14 protein-coding genes are annotated in these 18,515 nt (G+C 71.6%); 8 read left to right on the top strand and 6 right to left on the bottom strand.

What is annotated here, in order from left to right; all coding sequences use genetic code 11:
- Nucleotides 1-6: 6 nt before the first annotated feature.
- From ACYQ8Q_RS35330 to ACYQ8Q_RS35305, 6 genes are all read right to left on the bottom strand, one after another.
- Complete coding sequence (locus tag ACYQ8Q_RS35330; RefSeq protein ID WP_460070713.1) at nt 7-738, bottom strand: class I SAM-dependent methyltransferase; 732 nt, start codon at nt 736-738, stop codon at nt 7-9.
- Nucleotides 739-958: 220 nt separating this feature from the next.
- Nucleotides 959-1,459: a methylated-DNA--[protein]-cysteine S-methyltransferase gene (locus ACYQ8Q_RS35325; protein WP_460070712.1), complete on the bottom strand. Its 501-nt coding sequence runs from the start codon at nt 1,457-1,459 to the stop codon at nt 959-961.
- A complete protein-coding gene (locus ACYQ8Q_RS35320) occupies nt 1,456-2,859 on the bottom strand; it encodes a DNA-3-methyladenine glycosylase 2 family protein (protein ID WP_460070711.1) in 1,404 nt (467 codons plus the stop codon). The genes ACYQ8Q_RS35325 and ACYQ8Q_RS35320 overlap by 4 nt, the downstream gene beginning before the upstream one ends.
- A gap of 73 nt (nt 2,860-2,932) precedes the next feature.
- Nucleotides 2,933-4,078 (bottom strand): ribosome small subunit-dependent GTPase A, encoded by a 1,146-nt coding sequence (gene rsgA, locus ACYQ8Q_RS35315; protein ID WP_460070710.1) that lies wholly within the window; start codon nt 4,076-4,078, stop codon nt 2,933-2,935.
- Between the two features lie 247 nt (nt 4,079-4,325).
- A complete protein-coding gene (locus ACYQ8Q_RS35310) occupies nt 4,326-5,819 on the bottom strand; it encodes a cellulose binding domain-containing protein (protein WP_460070709.1) in 1,494 nt (497 codons plus the stop codon).
- A gap of 240 nt (nt 5,820-6,059) precedes the next feature.
- Nucleotides 6,060-7,379, bottom strand: a complete 1,320-nt coding sequence (locus tag ACYQ8Q_RS35305) for a radical SAM protein (RefSeq protein WP_460070708.1) — start codon at nt 7,377-7,379, stop codon at nt 6,060-6,062.
- A 149-nt stretch (nt 7,380-7,528) separates the two neighbouring features.
- Between ACYQ8Q_RS35305 and ACYQ8Q_RS35300 the strand changes: the two genes are divergently transcribed.
- The 8 genes from ACYQ8Q_RS35300 to ACYQ8Q_RS35265 all read left to right on the top strand — a co-directional run bounded on the left by ACYQ8Q_RS35300 (nt 7,529) and on the right by ACYQ8Q_RS35265 (nt 18,515).
- A complete protein-coding gene (locus tag ACYQ8Q_RS35300; RefSeq protein WP_460070707.1) occupies nt 7,529-8,848 on the top strand; it encodes an FAD-binding protein in 1,320 nt (439 codons plus the stop codon).
- 148 nt (nt 8,849-8,996) lie between these two features.
- On the top strand, nt 8,997-10,244 hold the full coding sequence (locus ACYQ8Q_RS35295; RefSeq protein WP_460070706.1) for an ROK family protein: 1,248 nt from the start codon (nt 8,997-8,999) through the stop codon (nt 10,242-10,244).
- Nucleotides 10,245-10,529: 285 nt separating this feature from the next.
- Nucleotides 10,530-11,795 (top strand): ABC transporter substrate-binding protein, encoded by a 1,266-nt coding sequence (locus ACYQ8Q_RS35290; RefSeq protein WP_460070705.1) that lies wholly within the window; start codon nt 10,530-10,532, stop codon nt 11,793-11,795.
- Between the two features lie 21 nt (nt 11,796-11,816).
- Complete coding sequence (locus ACYQ8Q_RS35285) at nt 11,817-12,782, top strand: carbohydrate ABC transporter permease (protein WP_460070704.1); 966 nt, start codon at nt 11,817-11,819, stop codon at nt 12,780-12,782.
- Nucleotides 12,779-13,663 (top strand): carbohydrate ABC transporter permease, encoded by an 885-nt coding sequence (locus tag ACYQ8Q_RS35280; protein WP_460070703.1) that lies wholly within the window; start codon nt 12,779-12,781, stop codon nt 13,661-13,663. The genes ACYQ8Q_RS35285 and ACYQ8Q_RS35280 overlap by 4 nt, the downstream gene beginning before the upstream one ends.
- A 12-nt stretch (nt 13,664-13,675) precedes the next feature.
- Complete coding sequence (locus tag ACYQ8Q_RS35275) at nt 13,676-16,582, top strand: glycoside hydrolase family 2 TIM barrel-domain containing protein (RefSeq protein ID WP_460070702.1); 2,907 nt, start codon at nt 13,676-13,678, stop codon at nt 16,580-16,582.
- Between the two features lie 134 nt (nt 16,583-16,716).
- Nucleotides 16,717-17,712: an ABC transporter ATP-binding protein gene (locus tag ACYQ8Q_RS35270; protein WP_460070701.1), complete on the top strand. Its 996-nt coding sequence runs from the start codon at nt 16,717-16,719 to the stop codon at nt 17,710-17,712.
- Nucleotides 17,712-18,515: an ABC transporter permease gene (locus ACYQ8Q_RS35265; RefSeq protein ID WP_460070700.1), complete on the top strand. Its 804-nt coding sequence runs from the start codon at nt 17,712-17,714 to the stop codon at nt 18,513-18,515. Before ACYQ8Q_RS35270 ends, ACYQ8Q_RS35265 begins: the two co-directional genes overlap by 1 nt.

Below are 18,515 nucleotides of genomic sequence, written 5' to 3'. Positions count from 1 at the left end.
TGGCCCCTACCCCTCACGCCGGAAGAGCGCCGTCCAGAGGAAGGACTCGCCGAACAGCGGCGACTCGGGCCCCTGCTGCCGCATGCCCCGCAGCTCGACCTCGGTGAGGTCGCCGAAGATCGCGCGCAGGGACTCGGGGGTGTAGGCGAGGCCGCCCTCGAGTCGGGAGCGGTGGTAGAAGGCCTCGTCGGGGAGTTCCGAGCCCATCCGCCCGGCGGCGAAGCAGGTGAGGGAGAGGTGGCCGCCGGGGGCCAGGACGCGGTCGAGGAGGGCGAGATGGCTGACGCGGCGGTGCGGCGGCAGATGGTGGAAGCAGCCGGAGTCGTGGACGAGGTCGTACGGCCCGTCGAGGGCCGTGGCGCCGGGGGCGAAGGCGTCGCCGCAGTGGAACCGGATGTCGGCTCCCGCCTCCCGGGCCCGTTCCTCGGCCCAGGCGACGGCCGTCGGGGAGAGGTCGACCGCGTCCACCTCGAAGCCCCGGGCGGCGAGGTGCAGGGCGTTGCGGCCGGGCCCGCAGCCCAGGTCGAGGGCGCGGCCCGGGGCGATCAGCCCTCGGTCGAGGTACGAGACGAGGTTCTCGTCCGGCTTCGCGGCGAAGAACGGCACCGGCCTGGACCGGTCGGTGTAGAAGCCGTCCCACCAGCCGGCCCCGTCGGCCGTCCAGCGGTCGGCCTCCGGCGCGAACAGGCCGTCCAGAAGTTCCAGCACATCGTCCACCGTGCGGATATGACGGTCCATCGGTTTCCTTCCCCCCGGGCTTGTTCCCGACAGGGGGAAACATAGGCGCGGAGGGAGTGAAAGACCAGCTCAGACGGTATGGGGAGCGCTCCTGGAGCGTCGTGTGACGGACGCGCGAGCCGGTGGACGGGCGACTCCCGCGACGTACCGCGGTATGCGCCCGCGCACCCCCTGGACGGCTGCCACGGGGCCCTGCCGGACGGAGCCGCCCTCTGATTTTTCAGGACCGCACGCCCTCAAGTTCCAGCAGCCGGATCTTGCGCTCCAGACCGCCCGCGTACCCCGTGAGGGAACCGTCCGCGCCGATCACCCGGTGGCAGGGCCGCAGGATCAGCAGCGGATTGGCGCCGATCGCCCCGCCGACGGCCCGCACGGCCATGCGGGAGGCCCCGATCCGGGCGGCGATCTCGCCGTACGTCGTGGTCGCCCCGTAGGGGACGGCGTCGAGGGCCGCCCACACCCGCGCGCGGAACTCCGTGCCCTCGGCGCGCAGCTCCAGCCGGAACTCCTTCAGCTCTCCGGCGAAGTAGGCGGCGAGCTGCTCCTCGGCGGCGCGGAAGGGGCCCGGGTCGTGCCGCCAGCCGTCCTGGACGGTGCGTCCGCCCTTCTGCCCCTCGACGGAGAGCGAGGTCAGGGCGCCGTCGGGGGCGGCGGTCAGCAGCAGGGGGCCGAGCGGGCCGTCGGCGCTGGTCCAGTACACGGGCGCGTTGCCGGTCGTCATGGGGTCTCCTCCGCTGCGCGCAGATGGTGAAGGGCGTAGGTCCGCCAGGGACGCCAGGTGTCGGGTGCGTCGGCGCCGGGCGGCGCGACATCGGGGTCGCCGAGGGCGCGGGCCCTGATCGCCGCCACGGTACGGGCGTCCAGCCCGGGTACGGCGAGCAGGGCGGCCTCGGCGTCGTCCCGGTCGGCGCCGGGGTCGAGGCGGACCCGGCCGTCGGCGAGGGCGACGGCGAGCGGGCCCACGGCCTCCGTCAGGGCGGCCGGTTCCGGGAAGAGATGGGTGAGGGTGCCGCAGGGCGCGTCGAGGGCCTTGCCGTGGGCGCGGACCAGCCGTTCGGACTCCGTACGGCCGACCAGGGCCCGTACGGCGTACTCCTCGGGGTCGGCGGCCCCGGGGGCCCGCAGCCCCGGCCGGGCGGCGACCAGCGGGGCGAGCCGGGGGTCGGCGCCGAGGCGCTCGTCGACGGCGTACGGGTCGGCGTCGAGGTCGAAGAGCCGGCGCAGCCGCTGGACGGCGGTGGTGAGGTCGCGCGGGTCGGTGAGGTGCAGCCGGGCGTCGAGCCAGCCGCCGGGGTGGAGGGCGCCCGCGCGGCCCGGGTCGCCCGGCCGCTCGTCGACGGCGACGATCGCGGTGCCGTACGGGAGGCCGAGCGTACGCCGGTACGTCCGTCCGCCGGCCGGTCCGCCGACCTCCTCCACCCCGGGCACGGCCTCCCGCTCCAGCAGATCGAAGACCGGGCCCGCCCGGTAGGGGCCCCGGTGGGCGAGCCGCAGCGGGATCCCGGCGGCCGGGGTGCCGACGGCCGGGGTGCCGGTGCGGCGGGAGGTGCGAGCGGCGGCGGCGCGCAGCTGGGTCGGGGTCGCCGCGTACACGGCGCGGATCGTGTCGTTGAACTGGCGCACGCTGGCGAACCCGGACGCGAAGGCGATCTCCGTGACCGGCAGCCCGGTGGTCTGGAGCAGCGTGCGCGCGGTGTGGGCGCGCTGGACGCGGGCGAGGGCGACGGGGCCGGCGCCGACCTCGGCGGTGAGCTGCCGCTGCACCTGCCGGGCGCTGTAGCCGAGCCGTACGGCGAGCCCGGCGACGCCCTCCCGGTCCACGACCCCGTCGCCGATCAGCCGCATCGCGCGGCCGACGACGTCGGCGCGCACGTTCCAGTCGGCGGAGCCCGGCACGGCGTCCGGGCGGCACCGCCGGCAGGCCCGGAACCCCGAGCCCTGCGCGGCGGCGGCCGTGGTGAAGAAGCGCACGTTGCGCCGCTTCGGGGTGACGGCGGGGCAGCTGGGCCGGCAGTAGATGCCGGTGGTCTCGACGGCGAAGAAGAACTCCCCGTCGAACCGCCCGTCCCGGCTGCGCACCGCCTCGTACCGGGTGTCGTACGGGGTGTCCTGACCTTTCATGCCCTCCAGTCTTCGCGCGGGACGGGGCGGGCGCCAGCGGAAATCGGACGTGGTGGTCGGGGCCGGGTGGGGGTCACCGGGGCGGCGCGGGCTGCCAGGGGCCGCGGCCCCGCTTGGCGTCCCCGGCCGCGCGGCCCTCCGCCTTCTTGCGCTTCCAGTCCTGGCGGATGTCGGCGCGGACCCGGGCGTCGGACTTGGCGACGATCCACTGGTTCTCCCGGACGAGCTTGCGGTAGCTGTCCAGCCGGCGCGGGGCGAGCTCCCCGTCGTCGACGGCGGCGCGCACCGCGCACCCCGGTTCCGCGTCGTGCGCGCAGTCGTGGAACCGGCAGCCGCGGGCCAGCTCCTCGATCTCCGCGAAGACCTGCCCGACCCCGCCCCCGGCGTCCCACAGGCCGACCCCGCGCAGTCCGGGGGTGTCGATGAGCACACCGCCGCCGGGCAGCGGCAGCAGATTGCGGGTGGTCGTGGTGTGCCGGCCCTTGCCGTCGAGGTCACGGGTGGCCTGGACGGCCATCACATCGGCGCCGGCGAGCGCGTTCGCGAGGGTGGACTTGCCGGCGCCGGACGCGCCGAGCAGCACGGACGTGCCCCGTCCGAGGAGCGCGGCGAGCTCCTCGACGCCCTCGCCGTCGCGGGCGCGGACGGGCAGCACCGGCACCCCGGGGGCGCTGGTCTCCACGTCCTGGACGAGATGCGCCAGCACGACCGGGTCGGGCACCAGGTCGGCCTTGGTGAGCACGACGACGGGCTGCGCGCCGGACTCCCAGGCCAGCGCCAGGAACCGTTCGATCCGGCCGAGGTCGAGGTCGACGGCGAGGGAGATCGCGACGACGGCGTGGTCGACGTTCGCGGCGAGGATCTGTCCCTCGGACCGCTTGGAGGAGGTGGAGCGGACGAACGCGGTACGGCGGGGCAGCAGCGTGCGGACGTACCGCGGATCGGCGCCCTCGGGGTCGAGGGCGACCCAGTCGCCGGTGCAGACGACCTTCGTCGGGTCGTGGGGGACGACGAACTCGGTGTCGGCCCGGACCGTGCCGTCCGCCGTGACGACGTCGCACAGACCGCGGTCGACCCGGACGACCCGGCCGGGCAGCAGCCCGTGCTCGGCGTGGGGCGCGAACGCGGCCGCCCAGCCCTCGTCCCAGCCGAGGACGGCGAGAGGGTGTGACGAAGCGTCGGAGCAGGACGGAGCATCGGAAGAAACAGAGAGAGGCAAGGGAGACCCTTCACAGGGCGGCCCCGGCGGCGCGCGCGGGCGCGCGGAGAGGTTCGGTCGGTCAGCCGGAGACCGCGGGGGTGAGGTGGACGATCGTCTGGCCGCGTCGAGCGGCCCCGGTGCCGGTGACAGTCATCGGTCCCACCTCCTGTTCCTGTGTCCCTGCTGTTGCTGTGTCGCTGTACGACTCCGTCAGGCTAGGGGGACCTGACGGAGGACGCCACTTCTTTTTCTCCTGGACGGGCGCTCAGGAGTCCGTGCACTCCTGGCCGTTGAGCGTGAAGCCGGACGGTGCCGTGTTGGTGTCCTGCCAGGAGGCGAGGAACCCGAAGGTGACGGTGGAGCCCGCGGCGACGGAGCGGTTGTAGTCGGCGGCGGTCGCGGTGACCCGGGTGCCCTGCTGGGCGACGCTCGCGTCCCACATCTGGTCGACGTGCTGCCCGTCCGCGAAGGACCAGGCGACCCGCCAGGAGTCCAGGGCGGTCGGCGAGGTGAAGGTGACGCTGGCCTGGAAGCCGTCGGGCCACTGGTTGACGAGCTCGTAGCGGACCTCGCAGACGGCCGCTTCCCCGGTCTCGCCGCCGCCGGTGCCGGCGGTGGCGGAGGAGGTGCCCTGCGGTTCGGGGTCGGGCTTCTCGTCGCCGTTCGCGCCGGTGCCCGGCGTGTCGCTCGCGGACGGCGCCGGGGACGCCGACGACGGGCGGGCGGAGGTCACGGGCGCGCCGGAGGACGGCACGGTGGAGCCGGGGCCGGCCACCGGGGTGGTGTCGGTGGGGGCGGTCTGCGCGTCGGTGCCGCTGTCGCCGCCGAACGGCATCAGCGACGCGGCGAGCGCCAGCCCCGAGACCAGGACGGCGGCGGCGAGCAGTCCGTGGCGCCGCAGGCGGGCCTTGTGGGCCGCGGCCCGCTCCGCCTGGCCCTCCGGGTCCGGCCCGTCGGCCCGTCCGGCGCCGAGGCGGACCTCGGCGGCGCGGCGGCGGCGCTCCAGGTAGGCGAGACCGCCCCAGCCGATGACTCCGCCGGCGAGCGCGGCGGGCAGTCCGCCGCCGTGCAGCCGCAGACAGGCGGCGGCCTCGGCGCACTCGACACAGGTGGCGAGGTGCCGGGAGAGGTCGTCGGGGGTGTCGGCGCCGGGCGAGCGGGTGACGGCGTCGAGCAGCCGGACGTAGGAGCGGCACTCCGCGCTCATCGGCGTGTCGAGGTGGTTGCGGTGGCAGCGGTCGCGGAACAGCCCGCGGACCGCGTTGAGTTCCTCGACGGAGGCGTCCGGGTCGAGGCCCTGGCGGCGGACGACGGAGCGCAGCGGAAGCGCCTCCACCTCCGCCAGCCACAGCAGGGTGGCGTCCGACTCGCCCATGTCGCGCAGTCCGCGCAGGGCGATGGGGCGGCTCAGCGGCGGGCCGGTGTAGCGCCAGGCCTTGTCCGAGTTGAGCCACAGTCGCAGGTCGGGATCGAGTTTGTGCCCCTGCCCCTCGGTCTCCCAGGCGGCCGCCGTGTTGCGTACGGCGGTCAGCAGCAGGGGGATCCGGGGCAGCCGGGAAGAGCGGCGGCCGGCACCTCGTGCGGTACCGTCGTCGGCGGCGCGGGCCTCGTGTATGCCGAGCGCGAACGCCTCGCGGGCCAGCTGGTTGGCCGCGGTCGAGCCGGACGTGCACAGGTCCGCGTACGACAGGACGGCGTCCCAGCACTCGGAGAACAGCGCGGCCTCCGCGGCGTCCTTCGGGGTCGGCAGGTCGGGCATGTGACTCCTGCATCCACAAATGCGAGGTCAACTCACCATGACGGCAATGGAGTTGGGGGGAACCTCGCGGCAGGCACCGAGGATTTCACGTTTCTCACACAACTGACAAGCGCCCTGTTCAGATGTCATGTAAGGACGTCCGTACAGGGTCTCGGCAGGCGGCCGCGCCCACTTCTCCGCCGGAGAGTACGGACGCGGGCCGCTCTGTGTTCACCTCTGTGCCCAACAGCGGTGCCGGGACTATACGGCCGTCTCCTCCTGCGCCGGAAGACTGTCCATGAAGGAACTCACGGAGAACACCGCGCGCCCCGGTCCGGGCGGGCCGTAGCCGGGGGGCGAGGAGAGCCCGAACTCGTCCATGGTGGACCGGTAGGCCTCCAGCAGACGGATGTGGTACTCCAGCGGCGCGCCCTGCGGGTTGGCCTTGCCGAGCGGGGTGGTCGGCTCCGGGCACCACGTGGTGAAGCGCGGGGTGATGCCCTGTGACATGAAGAAGCGCAGCCCCTCGGTGGTCGACGCGATCGCCTCGTCGACGGTGGTGAAGCCGAACGGCTCGGCCATCTCCACGCCCGCCACGAAGTTGGGGATGACGTTGCGCGCACCGAACACCTCGGCGGAGTCGAGGATCCGCTTGTGCCACTCGTCGCGGCCGACGTAGCGCTCCTTGCCGGGGCAGTACAGCTCGAACAGCCGGCGGTCCCACACCTCGTAGTTGGGGTGGTAGATCTGCACGCCGTAGTCCTTGAAGCGCTGCACGTCGTCGCGCGGCAGCGCCTGGGCGACGACCTTGCCGATCCAGCGGCCCGGGAAGCGCTCCTCGATCGCCTTGGCGTAGTGGCCGTAGAAGTCGGCCTCGTCGCGCCCGGCGACCGTCTTGGTGATGGCGCCGCCGGTGAGGGTGTAGGCGGTGGACGCCTTCGCGGTGTCGTACTTGTCGATGATCTCGAGGGCCTCCAGCACCTCCTCGACGTCCTTGACCCCTGTATACGGTCGACCGGCGGCCTTGTGCTGTCGCCAGTTGTGGTTGATGTCGCAGTACTGGCACTCCTCCTTGGCGCCGAAGTACTGGCAGACCCGGAAGACCGTCAGATAGATGAGGTAGCCCCACTGGATGGTCGGGGCGACCTCCATCACGGACTTCCCGTTGGACAGCGTGTGCCGGTAGTACTCGGGCATCGGCGGCACGCCGACGTCCGCGATCCGCTTCCCGTCGAGGTACAGCCCGAGCAGGCCCGCGTCGTCGGCCGCCACCCGGTAGGGCGAGGCCGGGTTCACCCGCACGGACACGACCGTGCGCCGCAGGTCGTACGGGCCGCCGGTCAGGATGATCTCCTCGGGCGGCCGGCGCAGCGCGGCCTCACCCAGCTCGGGCAGCGTGCCGTGGTCGAAGGAGAAGATGAAGTACGACTTCGGCTTGACCTCGCCCGACTCGTTGTCGCTGAGGGCGGAGGGGTCGAAGGCCACTCCCCCGCGCAGCAGGTCCTCCTTGAAGACGGCCTCCCGCGGCACATGCGGAAACCGCTCCATCAGATCCTCGACCAGCGCGGTACGGCTGCCCATCCGTCTCTCCTCCCGGCTCAGGCGTACGACTCCTCACGGTATGCCCCCGGCGGCGCGGGGGCGGGGGCGGGGGGTCTCGTGTTGCGGGCAAGGTAGGTTCGACCTGGGTATTCCTTGTTCTCGATCACCTCGAAAGGGCGGGCAGTCGTATGGGCGGGACCGTGACGGACGGGGCGGGGCAGGACGGGGCAGGACAGGACGGGCCGGAGCGCGGCGCGGCGGCGGGGAGCCGGTCGTGGCGGAACTGGGCGGGCAACATCGTCTTCGCCGCCGGCGGGCTGCACCGGCCCGGGTCCGTGGACGGGCTGCGGGCGCTCGTGGCGGGCGCCGGCCGGGTGCGGGTGCTCGGCAGCGGGCATTCCTTCAACCGGATCGCCGAGCCGGGCGCCGACGGGGTGCTGCTGTCGCTGGACGCGCTGCCGGCCGAGATCGACGTGGACACGGCGGCCCGCACGGTGCGGGTGGGCGGCGGAGTGCGGTACGCGGCCCTGGCCCGGCGGGTGCACGAGCACGGGCTCGCCCTGCCGAACATGGCCTCCCTGCCGCATATCTCCGTGGCCGGCTCGGTGGCCACCGGCACCCATGGGTCGGGGGTGCGCAACGGCTCCCTCGCCTCGGCGGTGCGCGAGGTGGAGATCGTCACGGCGGACGGCTCGACCGTGGTGATCGGGCGCGAGGACGCGCGCTTCGGCGGGGCCGTGACCTCCCTGGGCGCGCTCGGCGTGGTCACCGCCCTCACCCTGGACCTGGAGCCGGACTATCGGGTGGAGCAGCACCTGTTCACCGAACTCCCGCTGGACGGGCTGGACTTCGAGACGGTGGCGGGGGCCGCGTACAGCGTCAGCCTGTTCACCGACTGGGATGCTCCCGGTTTCCGGCAGGTGTGGCTGAAGCGGCGCACCGACGAGCCGCTGACCCCGTTCCCGTGGGCCGCGCCCGCCACCGAGGCCCTGCACCCGGTGCCGGGGATGCCCGCGGCCAACTGCACCGAGCAGCTCGGGGTGCCGGGGTCGTGGCACGAGCGGTTGCCGCACTTCCGGGCGGAGTTCACGCCGAGCAGCGGGGAGGAGCTGCAGAGCGAGTATCTGCTGCCACGGTCGGCAGCCGACGGAATACTGTATGCGATCGACGGGATCCGGGAGACGGTCGCCCGTGTCCTGCAGATCTGCGAGGTGCGGACGGTGTCCGCGGACGACCAGTGGCTCAGCCCGGCGTACGGCCGGGACACGGTCGCCGTGCACTTCACCTGGATCGCGGACACGCCGGCCGTGCTGCCGGTCGTACGGGAGGTGGAGGCCGCTCTGGAGCCGTTCTCCCCGCGGCCGCACTGGGGGAAGGTGTTCGGGATCCCGGCTCCCGCGCTGCGTGAACGCTATCCCCGGATGGAGGAGTTCGCGGCGCTGGTCCGGGAGCTGGACCCCGCCGGGAAGTTCACCAACGCCTTCGTACGGGACGTCCTGGGGACCTGAACGCGCCACCCGCGCACCGGGGCGCGCCGGACTTTATAAAGCCCCTTTCCTAACCCCTTGTCGAACGTCGTGGCACGCCATAGCCTGTCGCCGCGCCGGTGCCGTCGCCGCTACCGGCCTCGGTGCCGGGGGCGGCGAAGGGAGCTCGATGAAGCGCGGCACATCACGGGACATCCGCACCGCGAACCGCTACGAGGTGCTGCGCCAGATCATCGCCTCCTCGCCCACCTCCCGGCAGGAGCTGGCGGCCGCGACGGGACTGTCCCTCGCCACGGTCGCCACGCTGGTCGGCGAGCTGCTCGACCTCCGCATGATCACGGAGGTCGGGTTCGAGGACTCGGCGGGCGGCCGCCCCCGGGGCCTCGTGGCCGTCAACGCGTCGGGGGGCGCGTTGATCGGTGTCGACATCGCGGAGACGTACGTCCATGTCGAGCTGTTCGACCTGGCGCTGAACGTGCTGGCCCGCGCCGAGGAGAACATGCGCCCCGGCGAGAGCCGTCCGGAGCAGGTGGTCGGTCATGTCGCGGCGGCCGTCGGCTCGGTGGTCGCGCAGGCCGGGGTGGACGCGGCGCGGGTGCTCGGGGTCGGGGTGAGCGTGCCGGGCCAGGTGGACCGCGACACCGGCATCGCCGAGTACGCGCCCAACTGGGACTGGCACGACGTGCCGTTGCTCGATCTGCTCTCCGAACACATCGCGTATCCCCTGTACTTGGACAATCCGCTGCGGGCCAGCGCGGTCGCCGAGCTGTGGTTCGGGGCGGCGCGCGGCCATGGCGACGCGGTCGTGGTGAACCTCGGCACGGGCGTGGGCGCCGGTCTCGTGCTGGGCGGCGGGCTGCACCGGGGCGTCAGCAACAGCGCGGGCGAGTGGGGCCACACCACGCTCGTGCTCGACGGGCGACTGTGCCGCTGCGGCAATCACGGCTGTGTGGAGACGTACGTCGGCGCGCTCGGGATCATGCAGAATCTGCGCGAGATCGGCCCGCAGAGCCCCCTGTTGCACCCGGGGGACCAGACCGCCACCATCGACGCGCTGGCGGCCGGGGTCGCCGCGGGGGACGAGGTGGCCGTCAAGGTCGTCCGGGAAACGGCCCGTTACCTGGGCGCCGCCGTCGCCGTCCTGGTCAATGTGCTCAATCCCGAGGTGGTGGTGCTGAGCAGCTGGGTCGCGGCCCGGCTCGGCGAACCCCTGCTGGAGGAGGTGCGCGAGGCCGTCGCCCGGCACGCGCTGAAACGGCCGCTGGCCGCCAGCCGGATCGTCCTCTCCGCGATCCCCACCGACCCCGTCTGCCTCGGAGCCGCGACGTTCGCACTCGAAGGGGCGCTGCAGCGCGTCGGGCAGCGGAGCACCAAGCGCGCCGCCCCGGCCAGGAGCCGCACCGCGCCCGCCTCGTGAGCCGAGGGCCGCCGGCCCCTGACACCGGCGGCCCTCACCCCCCCTCCCCGCGCCCGCGTTACCCATGCGCGGTCGTCCTACACCCCGTCCTGCACCCCGCCCTCCGGCATGCCCGCGGGGGCGTCCGTTCGTCATCCCGAACCGATCACAACGCTTCGAACAGACTTCGTCCAACCCCTTGCCGAAGCCTTAGCCGAAGGTTAACGTCCCGCTCCGCGACAGGAATTGAGCCACCTGACGCCGATGCACCGAGCCGTAGCCGTACTTCGAGACAAGGACGTCAGCATGTCGGCAATGAGCAACAACAACTGGTCCCGCCGTTCCCTGTTCCGGGCCGCGGCGGGTATGGCCGCGGCCGGATCCCTGGCCGCATGCGGTGGCAACAACGGTCGCGGCGGGAGCAGCGGCTCGGGCAAGAACCTCGTGCAGTACTTCCACGCGTACGGCGAGGCGGGCGTCGAGCAGGCCGTCAAGCGGTACGCCAAGGCCTACAAGGGCGCGAACGTCACCACCCAGTGGATCACCGGCTCCCAGTTCGAGCAGAAGCTGTTCGCCGCCCTGCTCACCAAGAACGCGCCCGACGTGTTCGAGTTCCACCCGCAGATCCAGCTCGTCAAGAGCGGTCAGGTGGCGGATCTGACCGACATCATCGAGCCGGTCAAGGACGACTTCAACCCGGCCGACATCACGTCGCACACGGTCGACGGCAAGATCTACGGCGTCCGGATGATCGACGACCCGCAGTTCTTCTTCTACCGGCCCTCGCTGTTCGAGAAGGCGAAGATCGAGGTGCCGCAGACGCTGGAGGAGCTGATCGAGGCCGCGGCCAAGCTCAAGACCAGCAAGGTCAAGGGCGCCTTCCTCGGCAACGACATCACCCCGGTGCAGAACCCGCTGATCTGGTCGGCCGGCGCCGACACCCTCACCGAGGACCACAAGGTGGCCTTCAACACCGACGCGGTCGCCGAGGGTCTCAAGCAGCTGCGCTCCCTGTTCACCAGCGGCAACCTGCTCCTCGACGCCCCCGCCGACTGGTGGGACCCGTCGGCCTTCACCCAGGGCCTGACCGCGATCCAGTGGTGCGGTATGTGGGCCATGCCGACCATGCAGAAGGCGCTCGGCGACGACATCGGCATCTTCCCCTTCCCGAAGGTCGGTTCGGCGGGCAGGCAGTCGGTCACCAACGGTGGTTGGTCGATGTTCGTCAACGCCAAGGGCGACAACGTCGACGCGGCCAAGGAATACGTCAAGTGGCTGTGGATCGAGCAGAAGAAGTACCAGGAGGACTTCGCCACCTCCTACGGCTTCCACATCCCGCCGCGCACCTCCCTCGCCCAGTCCGCGACCAAGCTGAAGTCCGGTCTCCCGGCCGAGGGTGTGAAGCTCTTCAACGAGTTCGGCCACTTCGACAACATCGGCTGGACCCAGGCGATGATCTCCGCGATCAACGACGTGATGGCCAACTCCGTCCGTAAGGACGCCGACCCGAAGGCCCAGCTCGCCGCCGCCGAGAAGAAGGTCGACGCCGAGCTGACGAAGCTGTTCGGCTGAGCCCGCCGGACGGATCACGCCATGTCGACCGCCACCCCACAGCAGGTCGCCCAGCCCGCCCCGGCCGAGGTCCCCAGGACCCGGCCGCGGCGGGGCCTGCGGGCGAGCAGCACCTTCAACTTCTGGCTCTTCACCGGGCCGTTCCTCATCGGCCTGGTGATCTTCGTCTTCGTGCCGATCGTCTGGAGCATGTACCTCAGCTTCTTCGAGGCACGCTTCACGGTCACCCCGAGCGAGTTCGTCGGTTTCGCCAACTACAAGCAGATCCTGACCGACACCGACTTCCGCAACTCCCTCGTCACCTTCACCGTGTTCGCCGCGTTCATCGTGCCCGCCACCTGGGGGCTCTCGCTGGGCCTGGCACTGCTGGTCAACCGGCTGCGGTTCATGCGGGCGTTCTTCCGGTCGGTGTTCTTCCTGCCGACCGCGTGCAGCTATGTCGCCGCCGCGCTGATCTGGAAGATGTCCATCTTCAACGGCGTCCGCTTCGGCCTGGCCAACACCGTCCTCGACTGGTTCGGCGTCGAGAACATCGCCTGGCTCGCCAACCCCGATCCGCCCTGGTACTGGCTGGTCATCGTGACCGTCCGGCTGTGGCTCCAGTCCGGCTTCTACATGATCCTGTTCCTCGCGGCGCTGCAGAACATCCCGCAGGAGCTGTACGAGGCCGCCGCCATCGACGGCGCCAAGCCGGGCTGGCAGACCTTCCGGTACATCACGCTTCCCCAGCTGCGGGCCACTTCCACCGCGGTGATCCTGCTCCTGCTCATCGCCGCCTACCAGGCCTTCGACGAGTTCTACAACCTGCTCTCCAAGACCACGTGGGGCCAGCCGCCGCTGGTCGAGCTGTACAAGATGGCGCTGGGCGAGAACCAGAACTACGGCGCGGGCAGCGCGGGCGCGGTCGTGCTGACCCTGCTGATCTGCGTCGTCACGCTGCTGCAAGGAAAGATCATGGGCTTCGGAAGGGGTGAGGAGTCCAAGTGACCACCACGGCACCCGACATCAAGAAGGCCACCACGCCGGCCAGGGCCAGGCGCGGCGGCGGGGTCATCGGCAGCACCGGTCTGTACGTCGCGACCGGCATCGCCGGGCTGCTCTTCCTGATCCCCTTCTACCTGATCGTCCGCAACGCGCTGATGACGGACCAGGAGATCACGGGCGAGAGCTGGAAGTGGTTCCCCACGGACATCCAGTGGGGCAACCTCAGCGAGCCGTTCGACGACACCACGGTCGACTTCGCGCACGCCATGTGGAACTCCGTGGTCGTGGCCGTCCTGCACACCTCGGGCATCCTCCTGGTGTGCTCGCTGGCCGGCTACGGCCTCGCCCGCATCCCCTACCGGCACGCCAACAAGGTCTTCTACGCCGTGCTGGTCACCCTGATGGTGCCGACGGCCGTGACCTTCGTGCCGAGTTTCGTGCTGGTGTCGTCCCTCGGCTGGGTGGACAGTTACCGAGGTCTCATCATCCCGGGCCTCTTCAGTGGTTTCACCTGCTTCCTCTTCCGGCAGTACTTCCTGGGGTTCCCCAAGGAGCTGGAGGAGGCGGCGCGGGTGGACGGGCTCGGCTACTGGGGCGCGTACTGGCGCGTCGTCGTACCGAACTCGCTGAACTTCTTCGCCGCGATCGCCACGATCACCTTCATCAACGGATGGAACTCCTTTCTGTGGCCGCTGGTCATCGGCCAGGACCCGAGCGCCTGGACGGTGCAGGTCGCGCTGTCGTCGTACATGACGAACCAGACGGTCAACTACCACCTGATCTTCATGGCCACGGCCATTTCCATCCTGCCCCTGCTGCTCGTGTTCCTCTTCCTCCAGCGCTGGCTGGTGCAGGGGATCGCCCAGACCGGCATCAAGGGCTGACCTAGGAGACCGATGTCCTTCCGCACCACCGGCACCACCACCGGCACGACCGACAGCACGGCGTCCGTCGACTACGTCGAGGACGTCTCACCGGGCGACGGGGCGCTCGCGCCCCGCGCCTGGTATGCGTCCTCGGACGCCAAGTCGGTTTCGTTGAACGGTAGTTGGCGTTTCCGTCTGTCGCCGACGGCGGACGCCGAGGACGCCTCGTTCGCCGCGGACGGATACGACGCCGGGGACTGGGCCGAGGTCTCGGTCCCCGGCCACTGGGTCCTCCAGGGCGAGGGCGCCTTCGGTGCGCCGATCTACACCAACCATCTCTACCCGTTCCCGGTGGACCCGCCCCGCGTCCCGACCGAGAACCCGACCGGCGACCATCTGCGGGTCTTCGACCTGCCGGCGGACTGGCCCGGGCTGTCGGACGGCGGCGCGGTCCTGCGGTTCGACGGGGTCGAGTCCTGCGCCCGGGTGTGGCTGAACGGGACCGAGCTCGGCGAGTTCAAGGGGTCGCGGCTGGCGCACGAGTTCGCGGTCGGCGATCTGCTGAAGACTGCCGACAATGTACTGGCGGTGCGCGTCCACCAGTGGTCGTCCGGCTCCTACCTCGAGGACCAGGACCAGTGGTGGCTCCCGGGCATCTTCCGTGACGTGACCCTGCTGCACCGGCCGGCGGGCGCGGTGCGCGACTTCTTCGTGCACGCCTCCTACGACCATGTCACGGGCGAGGGCACCCTGCGGGTCGACTCCGACGTCGACGGGCGGGTGACCGTGCCCGCTCTCGACATCGATGTCGCGACCGGGGAGCCGGTCACCGTCCCCGTCGCACCGTGGACGGCGGAGACGCCCCGGCTGTACGACGGCGTGCTCGCGACCGAGGGCGAACGGGTGCCGCTGCGGATCGGCTTCCGGACGGTGGAGCTGGCCGACGGACTGATCAAGGTCAACGGGAAGCCGGTCCTCTTCAAGGGCGTCAACCGGCACGAGTGGCACCCCAGGCGGGGCCGCGCCCTGGACCTGGAGACCATGCGCGAGGACGTGCTGCTGATGAAGCGGCACAACGTCAACGCCGTCCGCACCTCCCACTACCCGCCCCACCCCGCCTTCCTCGACCTGTGCGACACCTACGGGCTGTGGGTGGTCGACGAGTGCGACCTGGAGACCCACGGCTTCGTCGAGCAGGACTGGCGGGACAACCCCGTCGACGACGACCGCTGGACCCCGGCCCTCCTGGACCGCGCCGCGCGTATGGTCGAGCGCGACAAGAACCATCCGTCGGTGGTGATCTGGTCCCTCGGCAACGAGGCCGGCACCGGCCGCGGTCTGACCGCGATGGCCGAGTGGATCCACGCCCGCGACACCTCCCGCCTCGTCCAATACGAGGGCGACTGGAACTGCCGCGACACCGACATGTACTCCCGGATGTACGCCTCGTACGAGGAGGTCGACCGGATCGGCCGGGACCTGGACGGCGGCACCGGCAAGCGGCGCGGACTGCCCTTCCTGCTGTGCGAGTACGCCCACGCCATGGGCAACGGGCCGGGCGGACTCGCCGACTACCAGCGGATCTTCGAGGCGCACGACCGGGTCCAGGGCGGCTTCGTCTGGGAGTGGATCGACCACGGCATCGAGCACTCCACGCTCGGCTACGCCTACGGCGGCGACTTCGGCGAGGAGCTGCACGACGGGAACTTCGTCTGCGACGGCCTGCTGCTGCCCGACCGCACCCCCTCCCCCGGCCTCACCGAGTTCAAGAAGGTGATCGAGCCGGTCGCCGTCGAGGGCTGCGGCGACGGCACGGTCCGCGTCACCAACAAGCAGGACTTCGCCGACCTGTCGGCGCTGGCCTTCACCTGGTCGTTCGAGGCCGACGGCGAGAGCGTCGCGTCGGGGAGCCTGCCGGTGCCCGCGCTCGCGGCGGGCGAGTCGGCGGAGGTGAAGCTGCCGCAGCCCCCGCCGGACGTGCCGGCCGGCGCGGAGACCGGCTGGACGGTGCGCGCCGTGCTCGCCGAGGACACCGCCTGGGCGACCGCCGGCCATGTGGTCGCCTGGGGCGAACTGCCCGCCGCGGCCCGGCCCGTCCCCTCGGTCGCCGCGACCGCCGGCCCGGTGGCGGAAGGCGGACCGATCACCCTGGGTCCGGCCGTCTTCGACGCCCGCACGGGCGCCCTGCGCGCCATCGGCCCGGTGACGGTGACCGGTCTGCGCCTGGACGTGTGGCGGGCCACCACCGACAACGACGACGGCACGGCCTGGCAGTCCGGCGTCCGCTACACGACGCTCTGGCGCGAGCTGGGCCTGCACCGGATGCGGCACCGCCTGGACGCGGTGGAACTCGGTGCCGACGCGCTGACGGTGCGGACACGGGTGGCGCCGGCGGCCCGCGAGGTGGGACTGTCGACGGTATACACCTGGCGGTCGGACGGCGATCGCCTGCAGCTGACCGTCTCCGTCACCCCCGAGGGCGACTGGACCGTGCCCCTGCCCCGGCTCGGCGTGCGCTTCGGGCTGGCCGAGGCCGACGCGGTGACCTGGTTCGGCGGCGGTCCCGGTGAGGCGTATCCGGACAGCAGGACGGCGTCGGCGCTGGGCCGTTGGCAGTCGACGGTGGACCGTATGCAGACGCCGTACGTCCGTCCGCAGGAGAACGGCGCCCGCGCCGACGTCCGCTGGGCGGAGCTCGGCGGACTGCGTGTCGAGGGCGACCCGGAGTTCTGGTTCACGGCCCGCCGCTGGACGAGCGAGCAGCTGGACGCCGCCCGGCACCGCACCGATCTCACCCCGGGCGACACGGTCTGGGTCAACCTCGACCACGGCCAGCACGGCCTCGGCTCCCAGTCGTGCGGCCCCGGTCCGCTGCCGCAGTACGTCCTCGGCGCGGCACCGGCCGAGTTCTCGTTCGTGTTCACGGCCACCGGATGACCGGACTCCGGACAGCTGGACCCCAGTCGATTAATCGATTGACCTTTTGATCGACATTCCGAGAATGTAAGGACCTCTCCCGCGGCCGTGCCGGCCTCCCGCCGGCCGGCCGCGCTTCACTGGAGGTTGACTGAGTGAGCGGCACCATCCAGGTGCGCGGTCTGTCCCGCACCTTCCACACCACTGTCCGCCGCCCCGGCTTCGGCGGCGCCCTGCGGTCCCTGGTCAACCCGGAACGGGTGGCCAAACACGCGGTCAGCGACATCACCTTCGACGTGGACTCGGGCGAACTCCTCGCCCTGCTCGGCCCGAACGGCGCCGGCAAGTCGACCACCATCAAGATGCTCACCGGCATCCTCACCCCGAGCTCCGGCGAGGCCCGGGTCGCGGGGGTGGTGCCGTACCAGGACCGTGAGCGCAACGCCCGCAACATCGGGGCGGTGTTCGGACAGCGCACCCAGCTGTGGTGGGACCTGCCGGTGCGCGAGTCCTTCTCCATCCTGCGGGACATCTACGAGGTGCCGCAGGCCGAGCACAGCGCCCGGCTCGCGGAGTTCGACGACCTCCTCGCGCTGTCCTCCTTCTGGGACACCCGGGTCCGGCACCTCTCCCTCGGCCAGCGGGTGCGCTGCGATCTGGCGGCGGCGCTGCTGCACGATCCGCCGGTCGTGTTCCTCGACGAACCGACCATCGGCATGGACGTGGTGGTCAAGGAGCAGGTCCGCGAGTTCCTGCGGTACCAGGTCGACCAGCGGGGCCGCACCGTCCTGTTGACCACGCACGACATGACGGAGGTCGAGCGGCTCGCCGAGCGGGTGGTGCTGGTCAACCACGGCCGGCTCGTGCTGGACGGCACCCTCGACGAGATCCGCCGCAAGTTCGGCTCCACCTGGCAGGTGCGGGCCACGCTCACCGATCCGCACGCCGAGGTCGGGGCGCTGCCGGGGATCGCGGTGGTCCGGCGCGAGGGGGCACGGGTGGTGTTCGGTCCGGACGGGTCCGCCGCCCCGACCGTGCACCAGGCGCTGAAGTCGGTCATCGAGCGGTACGAGGTGACGGACATCGCGCTGGACGAGGCCGATCTTGAGGACGTGATGCGGGCCGCCTACATCCACGCGGAGGCGGTGTGATGGCGACCGTGACCGCCTGGCGTACCGCCCGTGTCACCCCGCTGGGAGAGCTCCACGCCCCGCCCCGGATGACGGCCGTGCTGCTCCGGCTGACCGTGCAGGTGGTGCTGGTGGCCTCCCTGTGGCACGGCCTGTACTCCCGCACCGGCACCACCGCCGGACTCGACGAGGGGCAGGCGGTCACGTACGCCGTCCTGGCCGTGCTCGCCTCCCGCATCCGGCAGTTGGACCAGTACACCGGCCGCGACAGCGTGATCCAGCACATGCACTACGGCACCATCGTCTACTGGTATCTGCGCCCGCTGCCGCCGCAGCGCTACTACGCCCTGCGTGCGTTCGGCGAGCAACTGTACGGCTTCACCTGGGCGCTGGCCGGGTACACCGCGTGCCTGGCGGCCGGGGTGGTCGACCCGCCCGGATCGGCCGCCGTGGCCGCGGTGTTCGCGGTGAGTCTGCTGCTCGGCCAGCTGGTGCTGTACTACGTGATGCTGATCCTGGACCAGCTGTGCTTCTTCACCATCCGCAACAACTCCGCGATGCTGATCCTGATCTTCGCGCAGAACCTGCTGTCCGGGGTGTACGCGCCGCTGTGGTTCTTCCCGGACTGGTTCCTCACGCTGAGCGGGTTCCTGCCGTTCCAGGCGACGCTGAGCGTGCCGCTGTCGATCTACATCGGACGGATCCACCTGTCCGACGCCGTGGTCCAGTTGGCCGTGCAGGCCGGCTGGGTGGTCGTGCTGGCGCTGTTCACCCGGTGGGTGTGGCGGCAGGCCGCACGACGTGTGATCTCGCAGGGAGGCTGA

The organism is Streptomyces sp. YKOK-I1 (assembly GCF_054660435.1).
The sequence above is the reverse complement of the archived record's forward strand: the minus strand, read 5'-3'. Positions and strand labels throughout refer to the sequence as shown.

Bases quoted from the DNA above. Each gene is read 5' to 3' on its own strand.
- ACYQ8Q_RS35330 (WP_460070713.1), bottom strand. From the start codon at position 738: ATGGACCGTCATATCCGCACGGTGGACGATGTGCTGGAACTTCTGGAC.
- ACYQ8Q_RS35310 (WP_460070709.1), bottom strand. From the start codon at position 5,819: ATGCCCGACCTGCCGACCCCGAAGGACGCCGCGGAGGCCGCGCTGTTC.
- ACYQ8Q_RS35290 (WP_460070705.1), top strand. From the start codon at position 10,530: ATGTCGGCAATGAGCAACAACAACTGGTCCCGCCGTTCCCTGTTCCGG.
- ACYQ8Q_RS35320 (WP_460070711.1), bottom strand. From the start codon at position 2,859: ATGAAAGGTCAGGACACCCCGTACGACACCCGGTACGAGGCGGTGCGC.
- ACYQ8Q_RS35305 (WP_460070708.1), bottom strand. From the start codon at position 7,379: ATGGGCAGCCGTACCGCGCTGGTCGAGGATCTGATGGAGCGGTTTCCG.
- ACYQ8Q_RS35285 (WP_460070704.1), top strand. From the start codon at position 11,817: ATGTCGACCGCCACCCCACAGCAGGTCGCCCAGCCCGCCCCGGCCGAG.
- ACYQ8Q_RS35300 (WP_460070707.1), top strand. From the start codon at position 7,529: ATGGGCGGGACCGTGACGGACGGGGCGGGGCAGGACGGGGCAGGACAG.
- ACYQ8Q_RS35265 (WP_460070700.1), top strand. From the start codon at position 17,712: ATGGCGACCGTGACCGCCTGGCGTACCGCCCGTGTCACCCCGCTGGGA.
- ACYQ8Q_RS35295 (WP_460070706.1), top strand. From the start codon at position 8,997: ATGAAGCGCGGCACATCACGGGACATCCGCACCGCGAACCGCTACGAG.
- ACYQ8Q_RS35325 (WP_460070712.1), bottom strand. From the start codon at position 1,459: ATGACGACCGGCAACGCGCCCGTGTACTGGACCAGCGCCGACGGCCCG.
- ACYQ8Q_RS35275 (WP_460070702.1), top strand. From the start codon at position 13,676: ATGTCCTTCCGCACCACCGGCACCACCACCGGCACGACCGACAGCACG.